Below are 24,711 nucleotides of genomic sequence, written 5' to 3'. Positions count from 1 at the left end.
CGTACGCTACTAGCGTGTCAGTCGTGTCAAGCGCTGTGGAACTCACGCCCCCCGGACCCCGCGGAATTCCGCCCCTGTTCGCCCGGCTCGTCGACGACTCCGCGCTCTTCCCGCCGGGGGACGCGGCGATGCCCGAAGCCCTGCGCTCGTACCTGGAGACCAGGGCGGGCGAGCACGCGGGTCTCGTCGGCCTGTTCCTGTGCCAGGCGTCGAGGCTGCCGGAGCTGATCACCGAGTTGATCAAGATCAAGCCGAAGACCCCGCTGCCGTTGTCGCTGATCATCGACACCGGCCTCGGCGGGGTGCCGAAGGCGATCTCGATCGTGGAATCCCGGGACGAGCTGCTCGACCTCCGCATGGTCGAGATGCCCGCCCCGTCGGACGTGGACGAGGTGTGGCTGGAACGGGTGTCCGAGTTCGTGCCGGAGGACGTCATCCGGGTGGTCGAGCCGCGCCGCGGCGTCGGCTGGCTGGACGGCGTGCGCAAGGTGATCGAGCACGGGAGCCGCCCGAAGATCCGCTGCGGCGGCCTGTCCAGCGAGAACTTCCCCAGCGTGGACGAGGTGGCCGACTTCCTGGCCGTGGTCAGCGCGCACACCGGCGCCTCGTTCAAGGCGACCAACAGCCTCCACCGGGCTGTCCGGCACGCGGACGCCGACACCGGCTTCGAGCACCACGGCTTCCTCAACCTGCTGGTCGCCTCGGGCCGCTGCCTGTCCGGCAAGGACGTGCGCGCGGCGCTCGACGAGACCGACGGCGCCAAGCTGGCCAAGGAGGCGACCGAGCTGTCCGAGCCGGCCGCGAAGGCGGTGCGCGAGCTGTTCGGTTCGTACGCCTCGGCCACGCTGGACGAGCCGGTCGGCGACCTGAAGGGCCTGGGCCTGCTGTGAGCGGGAGATGAGTCGCGAGGGCTCGCTGACCCTCGAGCGGGGGCTGGCGCTGCTCCAGGCGGTGGCGGACGCGGGCAGCGAGGCCGCGACCATCTCCGAGCTGGCCGTCGCCATCGGCGCCAGCCGCCCGGCGGTCTACCGCCTGCTGGTGCCGCTGGCCGAACGCGGCCTGGTCTGGCGGGACGGGTCGAAGGTGCGCCTGGGCGTCGGGCTGCTGCGGTTGTCCGGCCAGGTGCTGCCGCAGCTGCGCCAGGCGGCGCAGCCGGTGCTGCGGGACCTGGCCGAGGCGGTCGGCGCCACCGCGCACCTCTCGGTCGCCGAGGGGGAGCAGGTGCAGGCGATCGCCGTGGTGGAACCGTCGTGGACGAACTTCCACGTGGCCTACCGCGTCGGCAGCCGCCACCCGATCACCGCGGGCGCCGCGGGCAAGGCGATCATGCTGCGCGGCGAGCCCGGCTGGGTCGCCACGAGCGGCGAGCTGCAGCCCGGCGCGTCCGGCGTGGCGGCGCCTGTCCGCGGGCTACCGGGGTTGCGGGCCAGCGTCGGCGTGATCTCCCTGGACCCCCTCGACACGGCCGCTGTGGGCCCGAGGGTGGTCGAAGCAGCCGCGACCCTCACCGGCGTGCTGAGCTGAGCAGCGGCCGCGTCATGGTCAGGAGCAGGGCCAGGTCGACGGCGAACAGCACGCGCTCGAACAGGCCGAGCGTGACCACCGGGTCCGCCGGGCCGGTGCTCATGATCCAGGCGAAGCTGGCCAGCACCACGCCCAACGTGACGGCGCTGGCCACGGACAGGCGCCGGATGGTGGTGCGCCGCGGCTCCCACGGGCAGTGGGCGTCCGAGCGGCGGGTGAGCAGCCAGCCCGCGAGGGGCAGCGAGAGGAACGCGAGCACCGCGCCGCCGTTGTGCAGCTGACCGCTGAGCGTCCGGGCCGCGCCGTCCGCGTCGACGGGCACCAGCCCGCACACGACCAGCCCCGCACACCAGAACCCCAGCAGCACCGGCACCGCGCCACCGCGGCGGGCCCTGGCGATTCCGACCAGCAGGGCGAGCGAACCGGCCGCGAGCGCCAGGCACATCACGCCGAAGATCGGCGCCGCCCCCGCGTTCACGTACTCCGAGAGCGTCCGCCACAGCGGGCTGACCTCGGCGGACAGGCGGATGTGCAGGTGGATCGCGATCAGCACGGCCACCCCCATGCCGGCCAGCGCCAGCCGCCCGGCCGGTCCGGGCTCCCTGGTCGGCAGCGTGCTCACTCGCGTTCACCTCGGCTTCGTAGAACAGACACGAGCCAGTCATGTTATGCGAATGAGACCTTTGCTGTCTCCTGGGCCTTACGCGAAGGTCTGCCAGAGGGCCGCGATGCTGAACGCGCTGAAGACGAAACCGGCCACCCGCTGGATCAGCTTCGGGCGGATGCGGCTGCGGACCTTCTGCCCGACGAACACCGCGATCCCGGCCACCGCGACCAGCGCGCAGAACGCCCCGATGCCGACCGCGACCGGCTGCTCGAGGCGGGCGGCGAGCCCGGCCGTGGCGAGCTGCGAGGCGTCACCCCACTCGGCCGCGAACAACACGCCGAACGAGGTCAGCGAGGACCGCAGGAAGGTGGCGGGACCGGGACCGATGCGCGCGGCCCCCTCCTCGCCGTCCGCCGCCGGGGCGAAGCCCTCGCGGAGCAGGAAGTAGGCGCCGACGCCGAACATCACCGCGACGATTCCGGACACCAGTGTTTCCGGCAACAAGGTGAGCACACTGCCGAACAACACCGCGATCGTGCTCTGCACGGCGAACGCGGCGGTGACCCCGGCGAATACCGGCCAAGCCCGGAAACGGGTGGTCAGCACCAGGGTGGCGACCAGGGTCTTGTCCGGCAGTTCGACGGCGAGAACCAGGCCAAAAGTGCTGATCAGGGCCAGTAGAGCGGCAGACATCGAGTACTTCACCTTCTTTCACTTCAACGATAAAGGGGAGAATCGGAGATGTGAAGCAGATGGGAATCGCGAATCGGCGTTTCAGCGGGCTGGAGAAATCATTTTCGGCATGCCGAAATAAATTCTTCCCCGTCCGGGTACATTGGTTTCATGACTGCCGAGAACGTCGTCGTGACGACCACAACCGACAGTGAGGACCTGGCCAGGGCGCTGGCCGCCGGGGCCATCGAGGCCAGGCTGGGCGCGTGCGCGCAGGTCGTGGGCCCGGTCACCAGCGTGTACCGCTGGGAGGGCGCGGTCCAGACCGACCAGGAGTGGCGGGTGGAGGTGAAGACCACCGCGCGCCGCGTCGAGGAACTGACCGCCCACCTGCTGGAACACCACACCTACGACACACCGGAGGTGATCGCGACCCCGATCACCGGCGGCAGCCCGGCCTACCTGAGCTGGCTCGGCGAGGAGACCCGCTGATCTTCGGGACTTAGGTCCCGGGATAGACGGGACCAGTTGAACTAGTAGTCGACCCCGCCCGAGACGAGAGTCGAAGGCGTGGAAGTACTCGAACTCGCGCGGTGGCAGTTCGGCATCACCACCGTCTACCACTTCCTGATGGTCCCGCTGACCATCGGGCTCTCGCTGCTGGTCGCCGGGATGCAGACGGCCTGGGTGCGCACGGGTGACGTGCGCTACCTCAAGATGACCAAGTTCTGGGGCAAGCTGCTGCTGGTCAACTTCGCCATGGGCGTGGTGACCGGCATCGTGCAGGAGTTCCAGTTCGGGATGAACTGGAGCGAGTACTCCCGCTTCGTCGGAGACGTGTTCGGCGCGCCGCTGGCGATGGAGGGGCTGGTCGCCTTCTTCGTCGAATCAACCTTCCTCGGCCTGTGGATCTTCGGCTGGGACCGGCTGCCGAAGAAGGTGCACCTGGCGTGCGTGTGGGCCTTCTCGCTGGCCACGGTCGCCTCGGCGTACTTCATCCTGGCGGCGAACTCGTGGATGCAGCACCCGGTCGGCGTCGAGTTCGTCGACGGCAAGCCGACGATGAACTCGATCTGGGCGGTGCTGACGAACAACACCGCGCTGGCCGCCATCCCGCACACCGTCGCGGGCACCTTCTCGGTCGCGGCGGCCTTCGTGGTCGGCGTCGCGGCCTGGCACCTGTGGCGCAAGCGGTCGGGCGACGACGAGCACCGCGCGGTGTGGCGCTCGTCGATCCGGCTCGGCGGCTGGGTCGGCGTGGTGGCCTTCGCCGTGCTGGCGATCACCGGTGACGTGCAGGGCAAGCTGATGTTCGAGCAGCAGCCGATGAAGATGGCCTCGGCGGAGGCGCTGTGCCACACCGAGGCGCCGGCCAGCTTCTCGATCATGGCGATCGGCGACGTGGCGGACGCCGAGTGCGAGGACGTCAAGACCTTCACCGTGCCGGCGCTGCTGTCCTTCCTGGCGCACAACGACTTCACCACCGAGGTGAAGGGCGTGGAGGACCTGGTCACCGAGTACGAGGCCAGGTACGGCACGCACTACCCGGACGACCCGCGCCTGGGCGAACTGGCCGGGCAGCCGATCGACTACGTGCCCAGCCTGCCGGTGACCTACTGGGGTTTCCGCGCGATGATCGGCTTCGGCGCGATCTCGGCGGGCCTGGGCGTGCTGGCCCTGTGGCTGACCCGGAAGGGGCGGATCCCGGCGAGCCCGTGGTTCCCGCGGCTGATGCTGCTGGGCATCGTCACCCCGTTCGTGGCGAACAGCGCCGGCTGGATCTTCACCGAGATGGGACGGCAGCCGTTCGTCGTGGTCCCGAACCCGACCGGCGTGGACGGCGTGTGGATGTTCACCGCCACCGCCGTGTCCAACCTGAGCACCGGCGAGGTGTGGACCTCACTGATCGGCCTCACCACGATCTACCTGGCACTCGGCGTGGTCGAGGTGTTCCTGCTGCGGAAGTACGTCCGGGGCGGCGTCGACGGCGTCATGCCCCCACCCGCCGACCCCACCCACGAGGACGACGACAAAGCCCTGTCGTTCGCCTACTGAAAGCCGAGACCCATGGGCCATCCACACCCACCCCAGCTACAGCCCCCGCCACTCCCAGGGGGGCGTTCCCAGGTCCAGCGTATCCAGCTGCGGGTGCGCGTGGGGCTGTCCACAGGATTCTGTGGACAACTGCCCTCGTTGTGCACAACTTGGGGAAAACAGGTTTCACGTGGCACATCACCCAAGGAGGTGGGCTAGATGGACCTCGAGACGCTGTGGTTCATCATCATCGCGGTCTTCTGGCTCGGCTACCTCTTCCTCGAGGGCTTCGACTTCGGCGTCGGCATGCTGCTGCCGGTGCTCGGCCGCGGCAACACCGAGCGGCGCGTCATGATCAACACCATCGGCCCGGTGTGGGACGGCAACGAGGTGTGGCTGATCGTCGCGGTCGGCGCCACCTTCGCCGCCTTCCCCGGCTGGTACGCGACGCTGCTTTCCGGCGCCTACCTGCCCGTGCTGGTCGTACTGCTCGCGCTGATCGGCCGTGGTGTCGCCTTCGAGTACCGCGGCAAGGTCGACTCCGACCGCTGGCGCCGCACCTGGGACCGCGTGATCGTCCTCGGTTCGTGGCTCCCGCCGCTCGGCGTCGGCCTGCTGCTGGCCACCACCATGCTCGGCCTCCCGCTCGACGCCAACGGTGACCGCCTCGGCAGCCCGTTCGAGGCCGTCCGCTGGGACACCCTGCTCGGCGCGCTCGCCTTCGCCGGGTTCTCGCTGGTGCACGGCGCCGCGTTCCTGACCCTCAAGACCGAGGGCGAGTTCCGCGCGCACGCCAGGGCCGTCGCGCTGAAGGTGCTGCCGTTCGCGTTGCTGCCGATGTTCGCCTTCCTGGTGCTCGTCCAGCTCCGCGAAGGTGCACTGTGGACGGTCATCACGCTCGCCGTGGCCGTGCTGTCGGCGATCGTGGCCTGGACGCGGCTGGCCGCCGACCGGGACGGGCAGGCCTTCGCCGCGCTCGGCGTGCTCATCGCCACCGCCGCGATCACCCTGTTCGGCGCGCTCTACCCGGACGTGCTCCCGTCCACCGGCGACCCGGCCAACACGCTGACCATCGACGGCACCGCCTCCAGCCCGTACACCCTGCAGGTGATCACCTGGGTCGGCGCGTTCGGCGCCCCGGCCGTGCTGGTCTACCAGGGCTGGACGTACTGGGTGTTCCGCAAGCGGATCGGCACCCGCCACATCCCGCCGGTGCACACCCCATGACCCCCGGCCGCACCACCCTTCCCGCCAAGTTGTCCACAGTGGACAAGGTGCGGCCGGGACCGGGCCCGCTCGGCGCGCTGCCCGCCCTTTCCCCGGTGGCGCGCCGGGCACTGGTCCTCGCCGCGGTGCTGGCCGCGGCCAACGCCGCCCTGCTGGTGGCGCAGGCGTTCCTGCTCGCTTCGGTACTCGCGTCGGTCGTCGGGGGCGGCGCGGAAATCGGGGGCCGCACCGCCTGGCTGCTCGGCGTCGTCCTCGGGCGCGCGCTGGTCAGCTGGGCGGTGCGGGTGGTCTCCGCCAGGGCCGCGGCCGGCGCCAAGGAGGAACTGCGCGCCAAGGTCGCCGACCACGCCGCGGCGCTCGGCCCGGAGTGGATCGCCGCCCGCGGCACCGGCGAGCTGACCGCGCTGACCACCCGCGGCCTCGACGCGCTCGACGCCTACTTCACCACCTACCTGCCCGCACTGGTCACCGCGGCCGTGGTGCCGCTCGGCGCGGGCGCGGCAGTGCTGTTCGCGGACTGGCCGTCGGCGGTGCTCATCGCGCTGACCGTGCCGCTGCTGCCGATGTTCGCGATCCTGGTCGGGAAGTACACCGCGGACCGGGTCGCCGACGCGACCGAAGCCACCCACCGCCTGTCCGGCCGCCTGCTGGAACTGGTGCGCGCGCTGCCGGTGCTCGCCGCGTTCCGCCGTGCCGAAGCGCAGGTCGAGGCGGTGCGCCAGGTCTCCGACCGCCATCGCCGCGACACCCTCAAGACCCTGCGCGTGGCCTTTTCGTCGGCTTTCGTGCTCGAACTCGCCGCGACGCTCTCGGTGGCGCTGGTCGCCGTGGTGATCGGCGTGCGGCTGGTGTCGGGTGACCTGTCGCTGGCCATCGGGCTGGGCGTGCTGATCCTGGCACCGGAGTGCTTCCAGCCGCTGCGTGCCGCGGGCGCCGCCTTCCACGCCAGTGAGGACGGCGTCGAGGCGGTGCGCCGGGTCAGCGAGGTCCTCGCCGAACCGGTACCGGCCCCAGGGACCAAGAAGGTCCACAAAGGACAGATAAGGGTGCGCGATCTCCGCGTGCGCCGCCGGGACGGGTTCGCGCCGGATGGTGAGACGTTCACCGCCCGCCCCGGCGAGATCACCTGGCTGCGGTCGCCGAGCGGCGCCGGGAAGTCCACCACCCTCGCCACCCTGCTCGGCTTCACCCGGCCCGACTCGGGCACGATCACCGTCGGCGGACAGCCGCTCGCCGACGCCGACCTCGCGCACTGGCGCCGTCAGGTCGCCTGGGTGCCGCAGTCGCCCGCGTTCACCGGCGGCACCGTTCGCGACGAACTCCGCCTCGCGCTGGCCGACCGGGAGGTCGAACCCACCGAGGATGAGTTGCTCAGTGGCTTAGTGGCTCTGAGGCTCAGTGGCTTGGTGGATCAGCCACTCAGTCACCTGTCCACTGGACAACGGCAGCGGGTGGCCGTGGCCAGGGCGCTGCTCCGGGTCCGGCACGGCGCGTGGCTCCTGCTGCTCGACGAGCCGACGGCCCATCTCGACGGCGCCTCGGCCAAGCGCGTGATGAAGGCGATCAACCAGGCCGCCGCGATGGGCGCCGCCGTGGTGATCGCCGCGCACGACCGGTCGAAGTCGTTCACCGAAGAGGAACCGGCCGACAGCAACACTGCCGCGGACGCGCCGGTCGAGCACCAGGCCAAGCCGCTCGCGTTGCGTGCGCTGGCCGACCGCTCCTTCCTCACCGGAGCGGCACTCGGCGCCGCCGCCTTCCTCGCCGGGATCGCGCTGACCGCGACCTCCGGCTGGCTGATCGCCAAGGCGTCGCAGCAACCGCCGATCCTCACCTTGACCGTCATGGTGGTCGGCGTCCGGACGTTCGGCCTCGCGCGGGCCGCGCTCCGGTACGTCGAACGGCTCGCCACGCACGACGGCGCCTTCCGCACCGCGACCCGCCTGCGCGCCGACCTGTGGCGCGCGCTCGTGCGCATCGGCCCGGTCGGCACCGCCGCGTTGCGCCACGGCGAGGGCCAGCGCCGCATGGTGTCCGATGTGGACACAGTGCGCGACCTGCTGCCCCGGGTGATCTCACCGCCGCTGGTCGCGGTGCTCGTGGTGGCGGGTGCGGTCGCCGTGCAGACAGCCGTGCTCCCGATCGCCGGGCTGTACCTCGCCGTGGCGGCACTGGTCGCCGGGCTGCTCGCGCCCGCACTCGCCCTCCGGCTCGAACGCCGCTCCACTTCGGCGCTGGCCGAGGGACGGCGTGACGTGGCCGCCCGGGTCCTCACCCTCTTCGAAGCCGCCGCGGAACTGCTCGCGTTCGGCGCCTACCGCGAGCACCGGCGCGCACTCGCCATCGCCGACGACCGGCTCACCGCGAACGCGCGCCGCCAGGCGTTCGGCGCGGGTGCCGCCGAGGCGTTGGTGGTGCTCGCGATGGGTGGCGCGACGGTCGCGTCGACCATGGCGGCCGCCGCCGACGGCACGCTCAACCCCGTGCTCGCGCCGGTGGTCGCCCTGGTGCCGCTCGCGCTCGCCGAGGTGCTGCTGCAACTGCCGCCGGTCGCGCAGCACTGGGATGAGCTCCGCCGCGCCCGCACCCGGCTCGCCGCGATCTTCACCGTCCCCGACGGACCCAAGGCCGCGCACGCCGACGACGTCGAGCTGACCGACGTCGACCTGCGCTGGCCGGGGGCGCCCGAGCCGGTGCTGCGCGACGTCACGCTGACCATCCCGCGGGGCGCGAAGGTCGCGATCACCGGTCCGTCGGGCGCGGGCAAGTCCAGCCTGCTCGCGCTCCTGCTCGGTTTCCTCGCTCCCGAGCGAGGTCGCGCCCTCATGCCGCAAGCGGTCGCGTGGGCACCTCAGGAGCCCGGGCTCGTCGCCACCACCGTCGCCGAGAACCTGCGCCTCGCCGATCCGCACGCGACCCCCGACCGGCTGCGCGCGGCGCTCGACACCGCCGGGCTCACCGACGTGGACCTCGACACCATGCTGGGCAGCGGGGGAGCCGGGCTGTCCGGCGGCCAGGCGCAGCGGGTGGCGCTGGCACGCGCGGTGCTCGCCGCGGAGACGAGCGCTCTCGTCCTGCTCGACGAGCCGACCGCGCACCTCGACGAGCAGACCGCCTACGAAGTCCGCGCCCGGCTTGACGAGGCACTGGCGGAGAAGACCGTGGTCTGGGTCACCCACCGCATGGAGGAGGCCGCCGCCGCGGATCTCCACCTGGACGTGCGGGACGGGCGAGTGCGCGTGTTGTCGAGAAGCGGTGTTTAACTTGTTGGCGCTGATGGACCCGACACTTGCCGCGCGCGCCCTCGCCGCCGCCACCGAGATCACCACCACCGCCCTGTCCGACGAGGACCCGGCGGCGGTGCTGGGTTCCGTGGTCCGGCACGCCGCCGAACTCGCGCGCGCCGACCTCGGGCTGCTGATGACCCGCGCCGAGGACAGCACGGTGGTGGTCGAGGCGGTGGCGGGCACGCCCGGTGAGAACGTGCTGGGCCTGGTGCTGCCCGCCGAATCCGCCGCGGGCCGGGTCGCGCAGGGCGCCGAGTCCGTGGTCACCGCCGACGTGACCACCGACCCGCGCACCGCGCCCTACGTGCCCCGCGAACTCAGCGGCTTCGGGCCGTTCGCGGCGGCGCCGTTCGGCAGCGGCGGGCGCCGCCTCGGCGTGCTGACCGTCTACCGCGAACGCGGCAGCGAGCCGTTCTCCGAAGAGACCGTCGAGGTGCTGACCGCCTTCGCCACCCAGGCCGGCGTGGTGCTCGCGCTCGCCGAAGGGGCCAACGCGCGTCATCGCGTGACGCTGTACCAGGAACGCGAACGCATCGCCCGCGAGCTGCACGACGTGATCGTGCAGCGCCTCTACGCCGCCGGGATGCAGCTGGACCGGGTGCGACGGCGCATGAGCAAGCGGTTCGCGCGTGCCGACGAGGCCCGGCTGGGCGAGGCGATCGACCAGCTCGACGAGACGATCGAAGAGATTCGCGGCACTGTGCGCGCACTGCGGTCACCCGAACCGGAGCAGCAACAACTGCCCGCGACCGACCTCGCCGAGTCCGCGCGCGCCGAGGTCCGCATCGCCGGTGAACTACTCGGTTTCCCGCCGACCCTGGAACTTTCCGGCGAACTCGCGGACATCCCGGCCGAACGCGCCGACCACATCCGTGCCGCCCTGCGTGAGGCACTGTCCAATGTGGTCAGACACTCCGGCGCCAGCGAATGCCGGGTGACGCTCTACCGGGACGCCGGTGAGATCCGGTTGCGGGTGCGGGACAACGGTTCCGGCGTTCCGCACGACGTGGCCAAGCGTGGCCTGCGGCACCTCGCCGAACGCGCCGACGCCTCGGGCGGCAAGTTCTACCTGAACTCGTCGCCGAGCCTGGGCACGCTGGTGGCCTTCGACCTGCCGCTCTAGTGCTTTTCGCGGCGGGCGATCCAGGCGGCGGCCTGCGTCCGCCGCTGCATGCCGAGTTTCGCCAGCACCGAGGTGACGTAGTTCTTCACCGTTTTCTCCGCCAGGAACAGGCGTTCGGCGATCTCCCGGTTGGACATGCCTTCCCCGATCAGCTCGAGGATGCTGCGTTCGCGCTCGGTCAGGCCCGCCAGCTCGTCCGCCGGCGGCTGCCGCATCTTGTCCAGCACCTTCGCCGTGGTCCGCGGATCGAGCAGCGACCGCCCGGCGGCGACCTCGCGCACGGCGTTGACCACGTCCTGCCCGCGCACCTGCTTCAGCAGATACCCCGAAGCCCCGGCCATGATCGCGCCGACGACCGCCTCCTCGTCGTCGAAGGCGGTGAGCATCAGGCACTGCGGCGGGTTCGGCCGTGACCGCAGTTCGCGGCACAACTCCACCCCGCTGCCCTCGCCGAGCCGCACGTCCACCACGGCGACGTCCGGTTCGAGGTGCATCGCCACGGCCAGCGCCTCGTCCACCCCGCCCGCCTCGGCGACCACCTCGATGTCCGGTTCGTCACCGAGCAGATCGCGCAGCCCGCGCCGCACCACCTCGTGGTCGTCGACGAGCAGAACCTGGATGGGCACGCCCTGAGGTTACGCGGCCTGCGCGGCGGTGACGCGGTGGACGAGCACGATGACCATGCCCGCCGCGATCGCCTGGAGGGCGGTCGCCGCCGTGGTCAGGACGGCGGCTTCCCGCAGCGTCTCGGCGGAGACGGTCCGCAGCACGATCTGGGTGACGTACTGGTCGAGCAGCACGCTCACCACCAGCACCGCCCACCAGCGGCCGATCAGCGGGTCGCCGCGCAGGTGGGTCAGGTCGGTCTCGGTCCTCGCCTCGGCGCGGCTCGCCTTCTCGATGTCGGAGAGGACCTGGGCGGGGAACCAGAAGTTGACCAGCGGGCAGAGCCAGCCGCCGACCACCCAGCCGCGGGCGCGGTGGTGCCGGGCGGGGGAGAGGGCCTCGGCGTTGAGCCGCGCGCGCCAGCTCCAGAGGAGGAACAGGCCACCGGCGACGAGCGTGATCACCACATGCGTCACGGCGAGCACCCGGCTCAGGCCCTCGGCGTCCCGCAGATCGGCCATGGTGAGCCCGGCGATGTCGGCGATGTAGTCGTCGGCCACCGAAGACGTGTGCCAGTCGGCGACCGTCACCGCCACCCCGGCCAGCGCGGACAGGGCCACGAGCACGCTCGTGGCCCTGGCTTGCCCGCGCAACGGCACCAGCGGGCGGGTGGGCAACTGCTGTTCGGACATGACTTCCCCCAGAAGACGCCGGCCAGCTGCCGGAATGCCTGCTCATCGCGGAGGAAGACCGCCGCGTTTCACCCGCGTTCTGGCCTGAGCCGCTGTCGATCAAGCGTCACCCGTTAGAGGTGGGGCGTGGATGTCGAGGTGCTCACCGCGGTGCACGCCGCCCACGCGGGCTTCCTGGGACGGGCTTGGGAGTCCCTGCGCGGGCAGACCAATCGGGACTGGACGTGGCTGGTCCAGGTGGACGGACCGGGTGGCGCGGTGCTCGACGCGCTGGCCGCGTGTGGCGCGCGCGAGGATCCGCGGGTCCGGATCGACGTCCACGGTGAACAGCTGGGTCCCGCCGTCGCACGCAACTGCGCACTCGGCCGGTCGACGGCGCCGCTCATCCAGAACCTGGACGCGGACGACGAACTGGAGCCGTCCGCGCTCGAGGTGCTTTCCGGGGCACTCGCGGCGGATCCGGCCGCCGGTTTCGCGGTCGGGCAGGCACGCGACCTCCACGAGGACGGCTCGCTGGTCGTCCACCGGTTGCCGGTCGAAGCCGGGCCGCTGCCCAGGAACGGCCTGTTCGACCACTGGCTGGCCGATACCGATCGCGTGCCGGTGCACCCGGCCGGCGTGCTGTGGCGGCGGTCGCTGCTGCTCCGGATGGGCGGCTGGGCCGGGTTGCACGGGCGGGAGGACACCGGCCTGCTGATGGCCGCGTCGGCGGCGTGCCCCGGCGTCGTGGTCGCGGACTTCACCCTGCGGTACCGCAAGCACCCGGGCCAGCTTTCCGAGACGACGGGGAAGTTCGGTGGCGCCGCCGCGCAGCTCAGGTTCATCCGCGAGCGCGCCGAAGTCCTCGGGGGCATCGCACCATCGGGCTACTCTGTGTGAATCTCTCCGTACTCTTGGTTTACTCGGTGGTCGTGGATCGGTGAGCTGGGACGGGAGTGGGATGGCGGACTGGCGGGACGAGGCTGCCCGGGCGGTCGTGGTGGAGTTGGGGCACGCCAGGGACGGTGGCGGCTGGCTGGTGCTGGGCAAGGTGCGGCCGCTGGCCGCCGAGGGCTGGTATGCGGCTGACCTCCGCGGGCGCTGGATCGGCCCCGAGCACCTCGTGCGGCTGTGTGTCGCGGGGGCGGCCGGTGGGGTGTCGGTGCCGGTGCAGGAGAGCCGGATGCGGGCTGGGGTGGTGCGGTTCCGGGTGGCCGGGCCGTTGCCCGCCGGGTGTGATCGGGTGTGGGCCGAGGTGGCCTCGCCCCGGGATCTGCGGCGGAGGGTGGCCGACGGGTTGCAGGCGATCGCGGAGGCGCCGCTGGCTGATCAGCTCGCCGCCGCCGATTTGGATCCTGTGCCCGGCGGGGAGGCGCCGGAGGAGTTCAACGCCGAGCAGAAGTCCGCTTACCGCGCCTGCCTCGAACCCGGCGTCCGGCTGGTGTGGGCGCCGCCCGGTACTGGGGCGACCCGCGTGCTCGCCCAGGCCGCGGAAGACCTGGCCGCGGCGGGCAAGAGTGTGCTCGTCCTTTCCGCCGACGAAGAGCTGGTCGCCAAGTTCGCGCCCGAGCCGCCCGCGGTGAATCCCGAGTTGACCTCGGTGCTCGACGACCTCGCCGAGCTGGACCGGGTCGTCGCCCGGGTGTCCTTTGTGGATGAGCAGCTGGCCGGGTACGACCACGAGGAATTCCAGGCGCTGACCCAGCGCATCGAGCACGAGGACCGCGTCGGGGAACTGGAAACCGAGCTGGCCCGGACCACCGAGCTGCACCGCACGGCCACCGTCCGGCTGGAAGAGACGCAGGCCGCGTTGCGAGCCGCGCGGGTCGAGCGCGGGCAGGTCGAGTACGAACGCGGTCAGCTGGAGAAGGCCGCCGAGCTGATCACCGAGCTGGAACGCCTCACCCCCGAGCACTCGCTGTCCAAGGTGAACCCGGCCCACCGGCGCCTGACCCGTGAGCAGGCCCGGCTCAGCGAGCTGATCGAGGAGCACCTCGCCGCCGCGCACCCGATCACCGAAGCCGACATCAACCGCCTCGACGAGAGGCTGACCAGGGCCGAACGCGCGCTGGACGAAGCCGCGCGCGTGGAGAGCGACGCCTACCTGAAGGTCGTCGCGCTGCGGCGGCACATCCTCAAGGCCCGCGCCAACGGGGTGGTGTCCGAAGAGGACAGACAGCGCCACGCCGAGCAGACCCGCCGCGCGCTGGCCGACCTGTACGCCGAGCGCGAGGACCTGCAAGCCACCGCCGAAGACCGCGCCGCCCGGCGCAACCGGCTGGAGCAGCGCCTGCTGTGGCTGACCGAGCAGGCCATCCAGCAGCACCGCGAAGCCGAGGCGACGGCCGTCGTCGAAGGGCGCGTGGTGGTCACCGAGGCCATCCCGGATAGGACGTTCGACGCCGTCTTGGTCGATCGCGCCGCCTCCCTGCGGCTCGCCGACGCGCTGCTCGCGGTGTCCCGAGCCGCCGGAACCGCCGTGTTGTTCGGTGATTTCCGCCTGCCCGGCCCGGAAGTCCGGCCCGCGAAGCTGACCCAGACCACCGCCGTGCGCACCTGGCTGGCCACGGACGTCTTCGCGCACTGCGGCATCAAAACCCCGGAAGCCGCCCAGGAACACGAGGGTTGTGTGGTGCTGCGGCGGCAGTACACCGGGGAACGCGCGCTCGCCGATGCCGTCGCCTACGGCTTCCTCGACGGCGACCACGAATCCGTGCCGGAGATCGTGCTGGTCGACACGCTGGCCCTGCCCGAGCTGTGCCGTCCGCACCTGCGGGCCACCGGCTGGTCGCCGATCGACGGGTTGCTGGCCGGGCGGCTCACCGAGGTCCACGGCGGACAGGGGGAGTCCTTCGGCCTGCTGACCGGCTATCCCCGGCGGCTCGGGGTCGAACTGGCCGCCGTGCGGGACGCGGATCCGGCGCTCACCGCCGCGGCGGGTACGCCGCGCGCGCTGGCCGGGCTGCGGTTCGACGCCGTCGCGGTCGACCTGCTCAGCGCCACCGACACCACGCAGCGCGCCCTGCTCACCGCCGGGGTCGCCGCCGCCCGCCGCCGCCTCTACCTGCTCGCCGACCTGGGTGCGGTCAAGGCCGCGCCGATCGGCAGCGCGCTCGGCGCGGTCAACGCGCTGCGCCTGCAGCAGGCGATCGAGGTGCGGCAGGCAGCCGACCTGCTCACCCCGGTGACCACCGGAGACATCGCCGACCACCTCGCGCGGGCGCGCGAATCGGTGTGGCTCTGGGCGCCGTGGAGCGAGGAGGAGGTGCCGGACCTGCTGCCCGCGGTGGCCGCCGCGGTCGAGCGCGGGGTGGACGTGCGCGCGGTGCTGCGGCCCGACGGCAACCCGCTGATCCGCGCCCTGCGCGGCCGTGGCGCGACGGTGATCCGCGCGCGCACGGCCCACCGCAAGATCGCCGTGATTGACCGGCGCACCCTCCTCTTCGGCGCCACGCACCTGCCGGTGCAGGGCGAGCGCGCCGAAGTGGTGGTGGTCCGGGAGGGGCCGCGGTTCGCCAGGAAGCTGCTCGCCGACCTGCCCACCGAGGAGCAGCGGCTCGACGCCGCCGTGCCCGAACCGCGGCGCGACCGCAAGCGCGTCACCGCGACTCGTTAACCCTTTCGGGGGAATCTCAGTTCGTTGCGGTCGATCTTCGCGTTGGCCGCTTCGTAGAGGTCGACGCCGAGCACGTCGGCCAGGCGGACCAGGTACAGCGTCACGTCCGCGAGCTCGTCGAGCACGTTCGCCTCGAGCTCCGGATCCGACCGCCAGTCCGCCGATTCCTCCGGGGTCAGCCACTGGAACAGCGAGGTCAGCTCACCCGCTTCGCCGGACAACGCCATCACCAGGTTCTTCGGCGTGTGGAACGGTTCCCAGTCACGCGCGTCGGCGAACTCGCGGAGCCGCCGGATCAGGTCTTCGAGGGTCACCGGCACTGCCTACCACGCCCGGCATCACCCGCTTGAGCGCGTAACACCCGGAACGACGGGGCGATAAACGGAACCATCCGGGACCTCAGCCCCCGCTCGTTCCTCCGGAGGACCACTCCCCATGCGCTCTTTCCGCCTCGCCGCCGGTGCCGTGGTGACCGGTACCACCCTGTTGGCCCTCGGCGCCGGCCCGGCGCTCGCCCAGGAGATCCCCGCCGACACCGAGACCAAATCCGCGTCCTCCAGCAGCTCGGCGCCACCGGCGTCGAGCGCCACCATCACCAGCACGACTTCGAAGGACAAGGACTGCGCCGATTTCGCCACCCAGGCCGACGCGCAGGCCGAGTGGGCGAAGGACCAGAGCGACCCGCACGGGCTCGACGCGGACGACGACGGCTACGCCTGTGAATCGCACTTCGGTGAACCGTCCGGCCAGGTCAAGAAGACCCCGTCGGGTGGCGTCGACACCGGCGGGTCCGAGGACAGCTCCTCGACGGCTCCGCTCGCCGCGCTCGGCGGCCTGACCCTGCTCGGGGGTGGCGCCGCCGCGGTGCTCGCCAGTCGTCGCAGAGCCGGGCGCTGACGTGGACCGGGCACGCTGGAAGGTCACCGCGGCCTGCGGATCGGCGTTGACGGTGGTGGTCGCGGTCGGGGTGGTGCTGTTCGCGCTGCCGACGCCGGAGCAGCACCCCGCGCCACGCACCGCGGCCGCGCCCGTCATCGAGACGCCGCTGCCCAGCATGACCTCCACGCTGGCCGCGGCACCCGCCGAGCCGGTCGTGCCGGAGGCGAGCGCCGACCGCCTCGACGTGAAGGTGCTGCCACCGGGCAAGCCGGCCTGGCTGGAGATCCCGCAGCTCGGTGTCCACACCGGACAGATCATCGACCTCGGGCTGCGCCCGGACGGCACGCTGCAGGTGCCCGGGGACGCGAAAACCGCGGGCTGGTACACGGAAAGCCCGACGCCGGGCGAGGTCGGACCGGCGGTGATCGCCGGGCACGTCGACTACGACCACGTGCCGGGGGTGTTCTCGCGGCTGGCCGAACTGGAGATCGGCACCCGGGTCACCGTGCACCGCGGTGACGGGATCAGCGCGGTGTTCACCGTCTACCGCGTGGAGCGGCACCCGAAGGCGGAGTTCCCGTCCGACGACGTCTACGGCGACACCGCCCAGCCGGAGCTGCGGCTGATCACCTGCGGTGGTGCCTTCGACCGCGACTCGCGCCAGTACGAGGACAACGTGGTGGCCTACGGCCGGTTCACCGAAGCCCTCCGGCTGAGGCCGACTACGGCATTCCGGTGATCCTCGGTGATGCGTTCGGGCTACTGCTCCACAATGTGACCCGATGACCGCGCACCCCGATTCTCCCGGCCTGCTCGAGTACCTGTGCTCGCTGGACGTGCCCACGCTCGCCGCGCTGTTGCACGAACAGGCCGAGCGCGACCCCGACCTGGGTGAACGGCTGCGGGAACGGGCGGTGGAGCTGGCCGAGGCGGACGGGGTGGCGGACGGTGAGCACGGCATCGAGCCGGTGCTCGACACCCTGCAGCGCCTGCTCGACGCCGGGACCCGCGCCGATCTCGCCCCGCTGGCCAAGCGGGCGATGGACAAGATCGGCGACGCGTTCGCCCGCGGCGAGGACACCGCCGGGCAGCTGCGGCGGGCCGTGGGGCTCTACGCGCGGGCCTGCGTGGCGCACCCGCCGGCGCCCGAGGTGCTGGCCGACTGGATCCTCTCCGTCGCCTTCGACCGTCCCGGGTGGCCGGTGCTCGACCTGCGGGCCTTCGCCAAGTCGCTGGGCGACAAGGGGCTCGCGCGGATAAAGTCCTTTGTAGACAAATCGGCCGACGACGACCCGCGGCGGTCGCTGGTGGCCGCCCGCCTGCGGGAGGAATTGGCGGAGATTTCCGGTGACGTGGACGCGCTGGTCGCCATCCTGTCCGCGAAACCACCCAGCCGGGAAGTGAGCCTGCGCATTGTGCGGGTGCTGCGTGACGCCGGTCGGCACAGTGAGGCGATCGCGCACGCGGCGAAGGCCTTGGTGCGGGGGAAAGGCCCGGTGGTCCGGGCACAGGTGCCCGAGACCCCGCCCGCCGAACCGCCGCCTCCGCCTCCTGTGCCGGTGGTCGAACCGGCGGACCTCGGTGAGCTGCTCGAAGCCGAAAAGTACGACGAGGCCTGGGAAATCGCACGCCAGGAGCAGACGCCGCTCGCGGACAAGCTGCGTGTCGCCGAATTCCGCGAGCGGGAGCACCCGGCCGACGTGCTGCCGGTCTACCGCGAGCACGTCGCCGAACTGATCGCGTACGGCGACGCCGGGCACTACCGGCACGCGGCGAAACAACTGCGGAAACTGCGCGGGTTGTACCGGCGCGCCGGTGTCGCTGGAGAGTTCGGCGAATACCTGACCGTGCTCCTGGAGGAACACAAGCGGAAAACCCGGTTGATCGCGGAAATCCGCAACGCGCGGATCGCGTTGCCGAAAGCCCAGCGCTGAGTTCGTCGGTCCCGCGTGACACGATGACCGCATGAGCCCCGTGAGCCGTGGTCGCAAGAAGAAGCCCGCCGGTGGCCGCAAGAAGTCGTCCGCGGCCGCCGCGGAAAACAGCGCGCACCGGCGGATCCTGGCCGAGTTCGCGGCGCTGGAGCCGACGGCCGACCTGCTCGAGGTCGAGGTGCTGGGCTCCGAAGCGGCCGTGTGGCGGGCCGGGCCGGGGGAGAAGTCCGTCGAGCGGCAACTGCTCGACCTCATCGCCCACGCGCGCCGCCACCCGGGCCCCGGTGCCGCGAACCTGCTCGCCACGCTGCGGGTGTTCGCCGTCGACGGGCAGGCCCAGTCCGAGGCCGACGCGGCGTTGCGCGAGCTGATGGCCGCGGGCGTCGAGCCGCCGCCGTGGACGGACGTGGTCGGCCGCGCGCAGGCGGGCGCGTGCTGGTTGTGCCGCGACCGCTTCGACGAGGAACACCTGCTGCTGTGCGTGTTCGAGCGGGCCGGGGAGCCGGACCACGGCCTGCTGGTGGGGATCGGGCTCGGCGGCGAGATCGACGAGCTGGAGCTGGTCGAGAACCCCGCCGACGTGCTCGCCGAACTGCGCGCGAACCTGGTCGAGGAGGACACCCTGGAGCGGGTGTCCGGCTCGGTGGCGCGCCGCCAGCTCGCCCACGCCATCGTGCGCACTCACACCTGGCTGCCCGAGCACGCCATCCTGGAGGGCCTGCTCATCTCGCGGCAGCGGCTGCTCGGCGACCCGCCGCCGGACATCGAGGACCCGGAGGTCGACGTCGAGGCCGCGGCGCGCCGGTTCTTCGCGGCGAACCCGGACATCGAGGACGACGAGGAACACCGCGAGCTGGTCGAGTGGCTGGTGGAGTTCTCCAGGCAGGTCGAGCCGCGCTGGGCCATGCACATCGGGCCCGAGTTGCTGGTCCTGCTGGCCGACGAACTGCCAGAAGAGGCGTCACCGGAGCTGCTGGAAGCCTGGATCCGCTGGCGGGCGGCCGAGCGTGAGCTGTCCGAGGACGCGCTCGACGAGCTGCTCGAAATCGCGACGGGCTTCTTCGAGGGGAGCGACCCGTACCTCGACGGGGTCGACGAGGACGAGGACGTCGAAGAGGTGCTGGATCGCCGTCAGTTCGCGCTGCCCGAGGCGAGCACCATGATCGGCGACGAAGAGGTCGACCTGGACCCGAACGACCTCGACGACCGGGTGCTGCTGGTGCTGGGCGAGCACCCCGAGCTGCACGAAGCAGTCGCCAACGAGGAGCTGGACCCGGGCTCGGCCGAACTGCTCGGCACCAAGGCGATGGTGGTGCACCAGCTGTGGGACAACGATCCGCCCGAGGTCTGGGCGGCCGCGCGTGCCCTTCGGGACCAAGGCGTCGATCGGCAGCACGTATTGGAACGGCTTCGGACCGTGTTGCTGGAAAACGCGAGTCCGGAAAGCGATGGGGGAATGGAACTCGATATCGAAAACTACCGGCGGGCGCTGACCCGGCTCAGCTGAAACCGGGTCAGGGCTTTTTGGCTTTCCGGTCGTCGGCGGCGTCGTCGAAATCGACGACGAACGCCCCGGCGGCCATCACCAGCAGAACCGCGACACCGAACATCGCGCCGACCCAGGTCATGATGGTCGTGAACATGGCCGCGCCTCCTCCCTGGTCAGGGTGTTCCCTACTCCTCCAGGGTCGCCGCGGCAGGTCCGCGCCGGTATCGGCCAACCGGTTAGTGCACCTGCGAACACCTCGTCCGAACGGCCGATACCCTCGAACACAGCGTCATTTCTGCCGTGTTCGACGGCCGAATTACAACTTTCGCAGCCGGACGCGGTTGATGGAATGGTCGGCGTCCTTGCGCAGCACCAGGGTGGCCCTGGGGCGCGTGGGTTTGATGTTGTCGATGAGGTTCGGTTCGTTGATGGTGTGCCACAAATGACGGGCTTCCGCGCGGGCCTCGTCGTCCGGGAGACCGGCGAAGTGGTGGAAGTGCGAAGCCGGGTCGGCGAAGGCGGTGTGGCGCAGTTTCAGGAACCGCTCGACGTACCAGCGTTCGATGTCGCCGGTGTGCGCGTCGACGTAGATGGAGAAGTCGAACAGGTCCGACACGGTCAGCCGCGGGCCGGGCTGCAGGACGTTGAGCCCCTCGATGATGAGGATGTCCGGCTGCTCCACCACCTGCTCCTGACCGGGCAGGATGTCGTAGGCCAGGTGCGAGTAGACCGGGGCGCTGACCCGTTCGGCCCCCGACTTGACCTCGGTGACGAACCGCAGCAGCGCCCGCCGGTCGTAGCTCTCCGGGAAGCCCTTGCGGTGCATGATGCCGCGCCGCATCAGTTCCACGCGCGGGTAGAGGAACCCGTCGGTGGTGACCAGGTCCACGCGCGGGTGGTCCGGCCAGCGGGCGAGCAGGGTGCGGAGGATGCGCGCGGTGGTCGACTTGCCGACCGCCACGCTGCCGGCGATGCCGATCACGAACGGCACCTTGGTGCCGCGGCAGTCCTCGCCGAGGAAGGTGGTGGTCGCCTCGTAGAGCCGCTGGCGGGCGGCGACCTGCAGGTTGATCAGCCGGGACAGCGGCAGGTAGACCTCCGCCACCTCGGCCAGGTCGACCTGCTCCCCGAGCCCGCGCAGGCGGAGCAGTTCCGCCGCGGTCAGCGGCAGTGGGGTGGATCTGCGCAGCTCCCGCCATTGCTCGCGGTGTAGCTCCACATAGGGGCTGAGCTCACGAACCCGTGGCATCCGCACTCCCCTCGGCGTCGAGGCCGGCTGCTGCGCCGCAATGTCGACGTGGGTGACAACGTCGATCTAACGGTAGGGCTTACCGAGGGCGAACGCGCTGTGACGAAGTCCACCCCGGCTCGAGGCGCGCTCGGGGTTGTGCGGGGAATGCCGGTCTGAGCTGGTCGTCAGTCCGGGAAGACCTCGGTCCACGCGGCGGCGACCTGGCGGGCGCACGTGTCGGGGGCCACTCCGCCGACGCCGGTGCCCAGCCCGGGCATGGCGATGGTCTCCACGGCGTGGCGGACCTCGCCGCCGTGTTCGAAGTGCCCGTCGCGCCACAGCCGGAAGACCGCGCGGGCGGCGAGGAACGGGTGCACGGTGTCCGGCGGCAGGCCCTCACCGGGCTCGCGCATGGTCGGCGCGCTGATCAGCCAGGCGGGCGCGAGCTGCCCGGTCGGCACCACCAGCGCTTCGCCGATCGGCACCTCACCGCCGTGGTAGGCCAGCACCGCGCTGCGCACGCGCTGCTCCACCTCGGGGAAGGCCAGCGAGTAGACCGCGTCGACCCCGCCGCGCATCCAGCCGTGCGAGTTCGCCGGGCTCACCACGGCCTGGGCAGGCACGTCCAGCACCGACCCCCGGTGCACCCGGATCGGACCGTCCACTGTGTCCACCACCTGGCGCCAGGCACGGGCGAGCGGCTCTTCGACGGCACACAACACCAGTTCGGGTTTGTTCGCGGAGTAACTGGCCGGCGAACTCCGGCGGCTGGTGTGCGTGCCCGGATGTGCGGTCACGCCCCCAGCATCGCAAAAAACGGCGGAACGCGTAACCGCCCGGCCTACCGGCTATGCGAGTGAAAGTGGGGGCCCGGCCTGCGTAGCCTGACGGGGTGTCTCGAATCGCCTATTTCGGCCCGCAGGGGACTTTCACCGAGCAGGCCGCCCGGACGTTGACCGCTGACGACGAACTGCTCCCGGTGGAAACCATCCCGGCGGCGCTGGCCGCGGTGCGCAAGGGGGAGGCCGACGCGGCCTGCGTGCCGGTGGAGAACTCGGTGGAGGGACCGGTCACCGCGACCCTGGACGGCCTCGCCGAGCAGGAGTTGCTGGTGGCGGTCGCCGAGGCGCTGCTCCCGGTGCACTTCAGCGTGCTGGCCAGGACGGACGACGCCCCGATCCGGACGGTCGCCAGCCACCCGCACGCGCTCGCCCAGGTGCGCCAGTGGCTGGAGGTGAACCTGCCGGACGCGCGGCCGGTGGCGGCCGCGTCCACCGCGGCCGCGGCGGTGGCGGTGCAGGAAGGCGAGTTCGATGCGGCGGTGACCGCGCCGGTGGCCGCCGAGCACTACCCGTTGCGCGTGCTGGCCACCGAGGTCGCCGACGTGCGTGACGCGCGGACGCGGTTCCTGTTGCTGCGCCCGCCGGGCACGCTGCCCGAGCCGACCGGCGCGGACCGCACCGCGATCGTCGCGGCCGCGGCCAACCGCACCGGCACGCTCGCCGAACTGCTCACCGAACTCGCCACGCGCGGCATCAACCTGACCCGGCTGGACGCGCGGCCGACGAAGGGCAATTTCGGCGAGTACCTGTTCTTCATGGACTTCGAGGGGCATATTTCGGAACCGCGCATCGGGGACGCGCTGGCCGCGTTGCGGCGGCGCTGCTCGGGGCTGCGCTTCCTCGGCTCGCACCCGCGGGCCGACCGCGTGGCGGCGACCATCCAGACTGGTGCGTCGAACGACGATTTCACCGGTGCCGTGGACTGGGTGGCCGCGGTCCGGAGAGGAGAACTGGCGTGAAGCTGTACCTGGTCCGGCACGCGCAGAGCGAGGCGAACGTGCTCAAGACGCTGAACACCGCGCTGCCGGGGCCGCCGCTGACCGAACTGGGCCGGGAGCAGGCCGCCGCGCTGGCCGGCCGGCTGGCCGACGAGCCGGTGCGCGCCGTCTACGCCTCCTTCGCGACCCGGGCGCAGCAGACCGCGGCGCCGGTCGCGGCGGTGTTCGGCATGGAGGTGCAGCCGGTCGAAGGCGTGCACGAGATCAACGTCGGCGACCTGGAGGACCGGGCCGACCACGAGGCGATGAAGTCCTTCGCCGCGGTCATGCACTCGTGGACGCAGGGCGACCTGGACGTGCCGCTGCCGGGCGGGGAAAGCGGCAGCGAGGTGCGGGCGCGCTACGAGAAGGCGGTCGCCGACCTGCGTGCCAAGCACGAGGCCGCCGACTCCGACGGCGTGGTGGTGCTGGTCGGGCACGGCGGGTCGATCCGGCTGGCCGCCGAATGGCTCTGCGACAACGTGCTGCCCGAGCTGGCCGACTCCAGCCTTATTCCGAACACCGGCATCGTGGAGCTGGAATCGACCGACAGCGGCTGGCACTGCCTGAGCTGGGTCGGCACCCCGGTCTGAGTCAGCGCAGGTGGGCGGTCGGCCAGGCCTCCAGCCGGTACGCCGAATCCCAGAACAGCCATTCGTACTCACACGCCCGGGTGAAAGCGGCGAGCATGCTCGATCGGGTCACCGCGTCAGCCGATCCGGCGGCCCGGTCGACCGCTTCGCGGCAACTGGTGACCGCGGCGGCGAACTCGTCGTCCGCGTAGGTGTCGATCCACGCCTGATACGGGTTTTCCTCGCCCCCGCGCTGGTTAGCCACGATGTGCTCGCCGACGTGCTGGTAGATCCAGAAGCACGGCAGGAGCGCGGCAATCAGTTCCGGATAGCCGCCGGTCTGCGCCACGGCGAGCAGGTACGAGGTGTAGGCCAGGCAGGTCGGTGAGGTCTCGATGGCGTCGAGGTCGGCCTCGGTCAGGCCGAACTTCTCGAAGTAACCCTCGTGCAGCAGGCGTTCGACCACCACGGCTTCCCTGGCCGCACCCGCGAAGAAGCTGAGGTCCGAGGGGTCAGGGGCCCGGGTCGCCGCGACCGCCAGCGCGCGCCCGAAACCGACGAGGTACCGCGCGTCCTGGGCGAGGTAGAACTGGAACCGTTCGGGCGACAAGGTGCCCGCGGCCAGCTCTTCGTTGAACGGGTGGGTCAACACGGACTGTTGTAGCTTCGCCGTGTGCCGCCACGCTTCGTCACAGAATCCGGGCATGCCTCTCAAGCTACCGGGGCAACCCCGGGTGTGGTCGGCACGTCTACTGGGTAGTCACCTGGTAACGGGGAGGCGAGACAGCATGAAAAAACGTAACTGGGTCACCGTGGCGACCTTCGCGACGCTGGGCCTCGGGCTGGCGGCGTGCGGCGAGCAGCCGCCGCAGACAGCCGCCCCGGCGGCGGGCACGCCGAGCACGGCCGCGGAAACCTCCGAGAGCAGCGCCGCACCACCGACCACCACCGACCGCGGGCAGACCGCGGCCGGGGAGCCGGCCGCCGAAGGGCTGTGCAAGGTCGGCGACCTGACCATCACGCTCGGCGATGGCGATTCGGCGGCGGGCACCACCTACCGGCAGCTGGAGTTCATCAACAGCGGCACGCGCACCTGCACCATCCAGGGCTTCCCGGGTGTCTCCTACGCCGCGGGCGGCGACGAGCACCAGGTCGGCCCGGCGGCTTTCCGCGAGGGTGAGAAGGGCGAGCCGATCCAGCTGGCGCCGGGCCAGAAGGCCACCGCGGACGTCGGCTTCGTGCAGGTCGGCAACTACGACCCCGGCACCTGCAAGCCGACGCAGGTCAACGGCCTCAAGGTCTACCCGCCGCAGGAAACCGCCTACAAGATCGTGCCGTTCGAGGGCACCGGCTGCGCGGGTGAGCAGCTCCCGGGCAACCAGCTGACCGTCAAGACGATCAGCGACTAGATGTCCGATCG

25 protein-coding genes are annotated in these 24,711 nt (G+C 71.5%); 16 read left to right on the top strand and 9 right to left on the bottom strand.

Annotation, left to right across the window (positions count from 1 at the left end; all coding sequences use genetic code 11):
• Positions 1-35: 35 nt before the first annotated feature.
• Together JOM49_RS05540 and JOM49_RS05535 are read left to right on the top strand one after the other, a co-directional pair.
• Positions 36-890, top strand: a complete 855-nt coding sequence (locus tag JOM49_RS05540; protein ID WP_282774388.1) for a hypothetical protein — start codon at positions 36-38, stop codon at positions 888-890.
• A 7-nt stretch (positions 891-897) separates the two neighbouring features.
• Positions 898-1,524, top strand: a complete 627-nt coding sequence (locus tag JOM49_RS05535) for an IclR family transcriptional regulator (protein WP_209663281.1) — start codon at positions 898-900, stop codon at positions 1,522-1,524.
• Here JOM49_RS05535 and JOM49_RS05530 read toward each other — a convergent pair.
• Positions 1,505-2,089, bottom strand: a complete 585-nt coding sequence (locus JOM49_RS05530; protein WP_209670841.1) for a DUF998 domain-containing protein — start codon at positions 2,087-2,089, stop codon at positions 1,505-1,507. The two genes, JOM49_RS05535 and JOM49_RS05530, sit on opposite strands and share 20 nt — an antisense overlap.
• 135 nt (positions 2,090-2,224) lie before the next feature.
• Complete coding sequence (locus JOM49_RS05525; RefSeq protein WP_209663280.1) at positions 2,225-2,824, bottom strand: TMEM165/GDT1 family protein; 600 nt, start codon at positions 2,822-2,824, stop codon at positions 2,225-2,227.
• A 150-nt stretch (positions 2,825-2,974) separates the two neighbouring features.
• Here JOM49_RS05525 and cutA point away from each other — a divergent pair, with 150 nt between their 5' ends.
• The 5 genes from cutA to JOM49_RS05500 all read left to right on the top strand — a co-directional run bounded on the left by cutA (position 2,975) and on the right by JOM49_RS05500 (position 10,474).
• Positions 2,975-3,295, top strand: a complete 321-nt coding sequence (gene cutA, locus JOM49_RS05520; protein WP_209663279.1) for a divalent-cation tolerance protein CutA — start codon at positions 2,975-2,977, stop codon at positions 3,293-3,295.
• Between the two features lie 78 nt (positions 3,296-3,373).
• The gene (locus tag JOM49_RS05515; RefSeq protein ID WP_209663278.1) at positions 3,374-4,858 is read left to right on the top strand and encodes a cytochrome ubiquinol oxidase subunit I; all 1,485 of its coding nucleotides are present in this window, start codon (positions 3,374-3,376) and stop codon (positions 4,856-4,858) included.
• A 198-nt stretch (positions 4,859-5,056) separates the two neighbouring features.
• Positions 5,057-6,064, top strand: a complete 1,008-nt coding sequence (gene cydB, locus JOM49_RS05510) for a cytochrome d ubiquinol oxidase subunit II (protein ID WP_209663277.1) — start codon at positions 5,057-5,059, stop codon at positions 6,062-6,064.
• Positions 6,061-9,327 carry a thiol reductant ABC exporter subunit CydD gene (cydD, locus tag JOM49_RS05505; protein WP_209663276.1) on the top strand — a complete coding sequence of 1,089 codons (3,267 nt, stop codon included), beginning with the start codon at positions 6,061-6,063 and terminating at the stop codon, positions 9,325-9,327. The genes cydB and cydD overlap by 4 nt, the downstream gene beginning before the upstream one ends.
• 13 nt (positions 9,328-9,340) lie before the next feature.
• On the top strand, positions 9,341-10,474 hold the full coding sequence (locus JOM49_RS05500) for a GAF domain-containing sensor histidine kinase (RefSeq protein ID WP_209663275.1): 1,134 nt from the start codon (positions 9,341-9,343) through the stop codon (positions 10,472-10,474).
• On the opposite strand, the gene JOM49_RS05495 is transcribed toward JOM49_RS05500, so the two are convergent.
• Positions 10,471-11,100: a response regulator gene (locus tag JOM49_RS05495; protein WP_209663274.1), complete on the bottom strand. Its 630-nt coding sequence runs from the start codon at positions 11,098-11,100 to the stop codon at positions 10,471-10,473. The two genes, JOM49_RS05500 and JOM49_RS05495, sit on opposite strands and share 4 nt — an antisense overlap.
• A 9-nt stretch (positions 11,101-11,109) precedes the next feature.
• A complete protein-coding gene (locus JOM49_RS05490) occupies positions 11,110-11,772 on the bottom strand; it encodes a DUF4328 domain-containing protein (RefSeq protein ID WP_209663273.1) in 663 nt (220 codons plus the stop codon).
• A gap of 126 nt (positions 11,773-11,898) precedes the next feature.
• On the opposite strand from JOM49_RS05490, the gene JOM49_RS05485 reads away from it, so the two are divergent.
• A complete protein-coding gene (locus tag JOM49_RS05485) occupies positions 11,899-12,651 on the top strand; it encodes a glycosyltransferase family 2 protein (RefSeq protein WP_209663272.1) in 753 nt (250 codons plus the stop codon).
• Between the two features lie 61 nt (positions 12,652-12,712).
• Positions 12,713-15,367: a hypothetical protein gene (locus JOM49_RS05480; protein WP_209663271.1), complete on the top strand. Its 2,655-nt coding sequence runs from the start codon at positions 12,713-12,715 to the stop codon at positions 15,365-15,367.
• Here the strand turns inward: JOM49_RS05480 and JOM49_RS05475 are convergent.
• Positions 15,364-15,681 carry a nucleotide pyrophosphohydrolase gene (locus JOM49_RS05475; protein WP_209663270.1) on the bottom strand — a complete coding sequence of 106 codons (318 nt, stop codon included), beginning with the start codon at positions 15,679-15,681 and terminating at the stop codon, positions 15,364-15,366. The genes JOM49_RS05480 and JOM49_RS05475 overlap by 4 nt on opposite strands.
• 121 nt (positions 15,682-15,802) lie before the next feature.
• Here JOM49_RS05475 and JOM49_RS05470 point away from each other — a divergent pair, with 121 nt between their 5' ends.
• From JOM49_RS05470 to JOM49_RS05455, 4 genes are read left to right on the top strand one after another with little or no spacing between them, the layout of a single operon-like run.
• Positions 15,803-16,264 (top strand): hypothetical protein, encoded by a 462-nt coding sequence (locus JOM49_RS05470; protein WP_209663269.1) that lies wholly within the window; start codon positions 15,803-15,805, stop codon positions 16,262-16,264.
• Between the two features lies 1 nt (position 16,265).
• Entirely contained in the window at positions 16,266-16,985 is a 720-nt protein-coding gene (locus JOM49_RS05465) for a class F sortase (protein ID WP_308158656.1), read from the top strand.
• Positions 16,986-17,028: 43 nt separating this feature from the next.
• Positions 17,029-18,180: a hypothetical protein gene (locus JOM49_RS05460; protein ID WP_209663268.1), complete on the top strand. Its 1,152-nt coding sequence runs from the start codon at positions 17,029-17,031 to the stop codon at positions 18,178-18,180.
• A gap of 31 nt (positions 18,181-18,211) precedes the next feature.
• Positions 18,212-19,687 carry a hypothetical protein gene (locus JOM49_RS05455; protein ID WP_209663267.1) on the top strand — a complete coding sequence of 492 codons (1,476 nt, stop codon included), beginning with the start codon at positions 18,212-18,214 and terminating at the stop codon, positions 19,685-19,687.
• Positions 19,688-19,694: 7 nt separating this feature from the next.
• Here the strand turns inward: JOM49_RS05455 and JOM49_RS43635 are convergent, their stop codons facing one another.
• The 3 genes from JOM49_RS43635 to JOM49_RS05445 form a co-directional block, all read right to left on the bottom strand.
• The gene (locus JOM49_RS43635; RefSeq protein WP_281068307.1) at positions 19,695-19,823 is read right to left on the bottom strand and encodes a hypothetical protein; all 129 of its coding nucleotides are present in this window, start codon (positions 19,821-19,823) and stop codon (positions 19,695-19,697) included.
• A 162-nt stretch (positions 19,824-19,985) separates the two neighbouring features.
• Positions 19,986-20,918: a type I pantothenate kinase gene (gene coaA / locus JOM49_RS05450; protein WP_209663266.1), complete on the bottom strand. Its 933-nt coding sequence runs from the start codon at positions 20,916-20,918 to the stop codon at positions 19,986-19,988.
• 167 nt (positions 20,919-21,085) lie between these two features.
• Positions 21,086-21,697, bottom strand: coding sequence for a macro domain-containing protein (locus JOM49_RS05445; protein WP_209663265.1), 612 nt, complete (start codon positions 21,695-21,697; stop codon positions 21,086-21,088).
• Between the two features lie 95 nt (positions 21,698-21,792).
• Between JOM49_RS05445 and pheA the strand changes: the two genes are divergently transcribed.
• Together pheA and JOM49_RS05435 are read left to right on the top strand one after the other, a co-directional pair.
• Positions 21,793-22,701 carry a prephenate dehydratase gene (gene pheA, locus JOM49_RS05440; RefSeq protein ID WP_209663264.1) on the top strand — a complete coding sequence of 303 codons (909 nt, stop codon included), beginning with the start codon at positions 21,793-21,795 and terminating at the stop codon, positions 22,699-22,701.
• Positions 22,698-23,312 (top strand): histidine phosphatase family protein, encoded by a 615-nt coding sequence (locus JOM49_RS05435; protein WP_209663263.1) that lies wholly within the window; start codon positions 22,698-22,700, stop codon positions 23,310-23,312. The genes pheA and JOM49_RS05435 overlap by 4 nt, the downstream gene beginning before the upstream one ends.
• A gap of 1 nt (position 23,313) precedes the next feature.
• Here JOM49_RS05435 and tenA read toward each other — a convergent pair whose 3' ends face one another.
• A complete protein-coding gene (gene tenA / locus JOM49_RS05430; protein ID WP_209663262.1) occupies positions 23,314-23,997 on the bottom strand; it encodes a thiaminase II in 684 nt (227 codons plus the stop codon).
• A gap of 82 nt (positions 23,998-24,079) precedes the next feature.
• Here tenA and JOM49_RS05425 point away from each other — a divergent pair, with 82 nt between their 5' ends.
• On the top strand, positions 24,080-24,700 hold the full coding sequence (locus JOM49_RS05425; RefSeq protein WP_209663261.1) for a DUF4232 domain-containing protein: 621 nt from the start codon (positions 24,080-24,082) through the stop codon (positions 24,698-24,700).
• Positions 24,701-24,711 lie beyond the last annotated feature (11 nt).

Origin of the sequence: Amycolatopsis magusensis (genome assembly GCF_017875555.1) — a bacterium.
GTDB classification, from domain to species: domain Bacteria; phylum Actinomycetota; class Actinomycetes; order Mycobacteriales; family Pseudonocardiaceae; genus Amycolatopsis; species Amycolatopsis magusensis.
Note: the sequence above shows the minus strand (reverse complement) of the source record. Positions and strands in the feature narration are given on the sequence as shown.

What these genes read in the sequence shown, in the direction of transcription:
- JOM49_RS05535 (WP_209663281.1), top strand. Translation starts at nt 898, where the DNA reads ATGAGTCGCGAGGGCTCGCTGACCCTCGAGCGGGGGCTGGCGCTGCTC.
- JOM49_RS05530 (WP_209670841.1), bottom strand. Translation starts at nt 2,089, where the DNA reads ATGGGGGTGGCCGTGCTGATCGCGATCCACCTGCACATCCGCCTGTCC.
- JOM49_RS05525 (WP_209663280.1), bottom strand. Translation starts at nt 2,824, where the DNA reads ATGTCTGCCGCTCTACTGGCCCTGATCAGCACTTTTGGCCTGGTTCTC.
- cutA (WP_209663279.1), top strand. Translation starts at nt 2,975, where the DNA reads ATGACTGCCGAGAACGTCGTCGTGACGACCACAACCGACAGTGAGGAC.
- cydB (WP_209663277.1), top strand. Translation starts at nt 5,057, where the DNA reads ATGGACCTCGAGACGCTGTGGTTCATCATCATCGCGGTCTTCTGGCTC.
- cydD (WP_209663276.1), top strand. Translation starts at nt 6,061, where the DNA reads ATGACCCCCGGCCGCACCACCCTTCCCGCCAAGTTGTCCACAGTGGAC.
- JOM49_RS05500 (WP_209663275.1), top strand. Translation starts at nt 9,341, where the DNA reads ATGGACCCGACACTTGCCGCGCGCGCCCTCGCCGCCGCCACCGAGATC.
- JOM49_RS05490 (WP_209663273.1), bottom strand. Translation starts at nt 11,772, where the DNA reads ATGTCCGAACAGCAGTTGCCCACCCGCCCGCTGGTGCCGTTGCGCGGG.
- JOM49_RS05480 (WP_209663271.1), top strand. Translation starts at nt 12,713, where the DNA reads ATGGCGGACTGGCGGGACGAGGCTGCCCGGGCGGTCGTGGTGGAGTTG.
- JOM49_RS05470 (WP_209663269.1), top strand. Translation starts at nt 15,803, where the DNA reads ATGCGCTCTTTCCGCCTCGCCGCCGGTGCCGTGGTGACCGGTACCACC.
- JOM49_RS05460 (WP_209663268.1), top strand. Translation starts at nt 17,029, where the DNA reads ATGACCGCGCACCCCGATTCTCCCGGCCTGCTCGAGTACCTGTGCTCG.
- JOM49_RS05455 (WP_209663267.1), top strand. Translation starts at nt 18,212, where the DNA reads ATGAGCCCCGTGAGCCGTGGTCGCAAGAAGAAGCCCGCCGGTGGCCGC.
- JOM49_RS43635 (WP_281068307.1), bottom strand. Translation starts at nt 19,823, where the DNA reads ATGTTCACGACCATCATGACCTGGGTCGGCGCGATGTTCGGTGTCGCG.
- coaA (WP_209663266.1), bottom strand. Translation starts at nt 20,918, where the DNA reads ATGCCACGGGTTCGTGAGCTCAGCCCCTATGTGGAGCTACACCGCGAG.
- tenA (WP_209663262.1), bottom strand. Translation starts at nt 23,997, where the DNA reads ATGCCCGGATTCTGTGACGAAGCGTGGCGGCACACGGCGAAGCTACAA.
- JOM49_RS05425 (WP_209663261.1), top strand. Translation starts at nt 24,080, where the DNA reads ATGAAAAAACGTAACTGGGTCACCGTGGCGACCTTCGCGACGCTGGGC.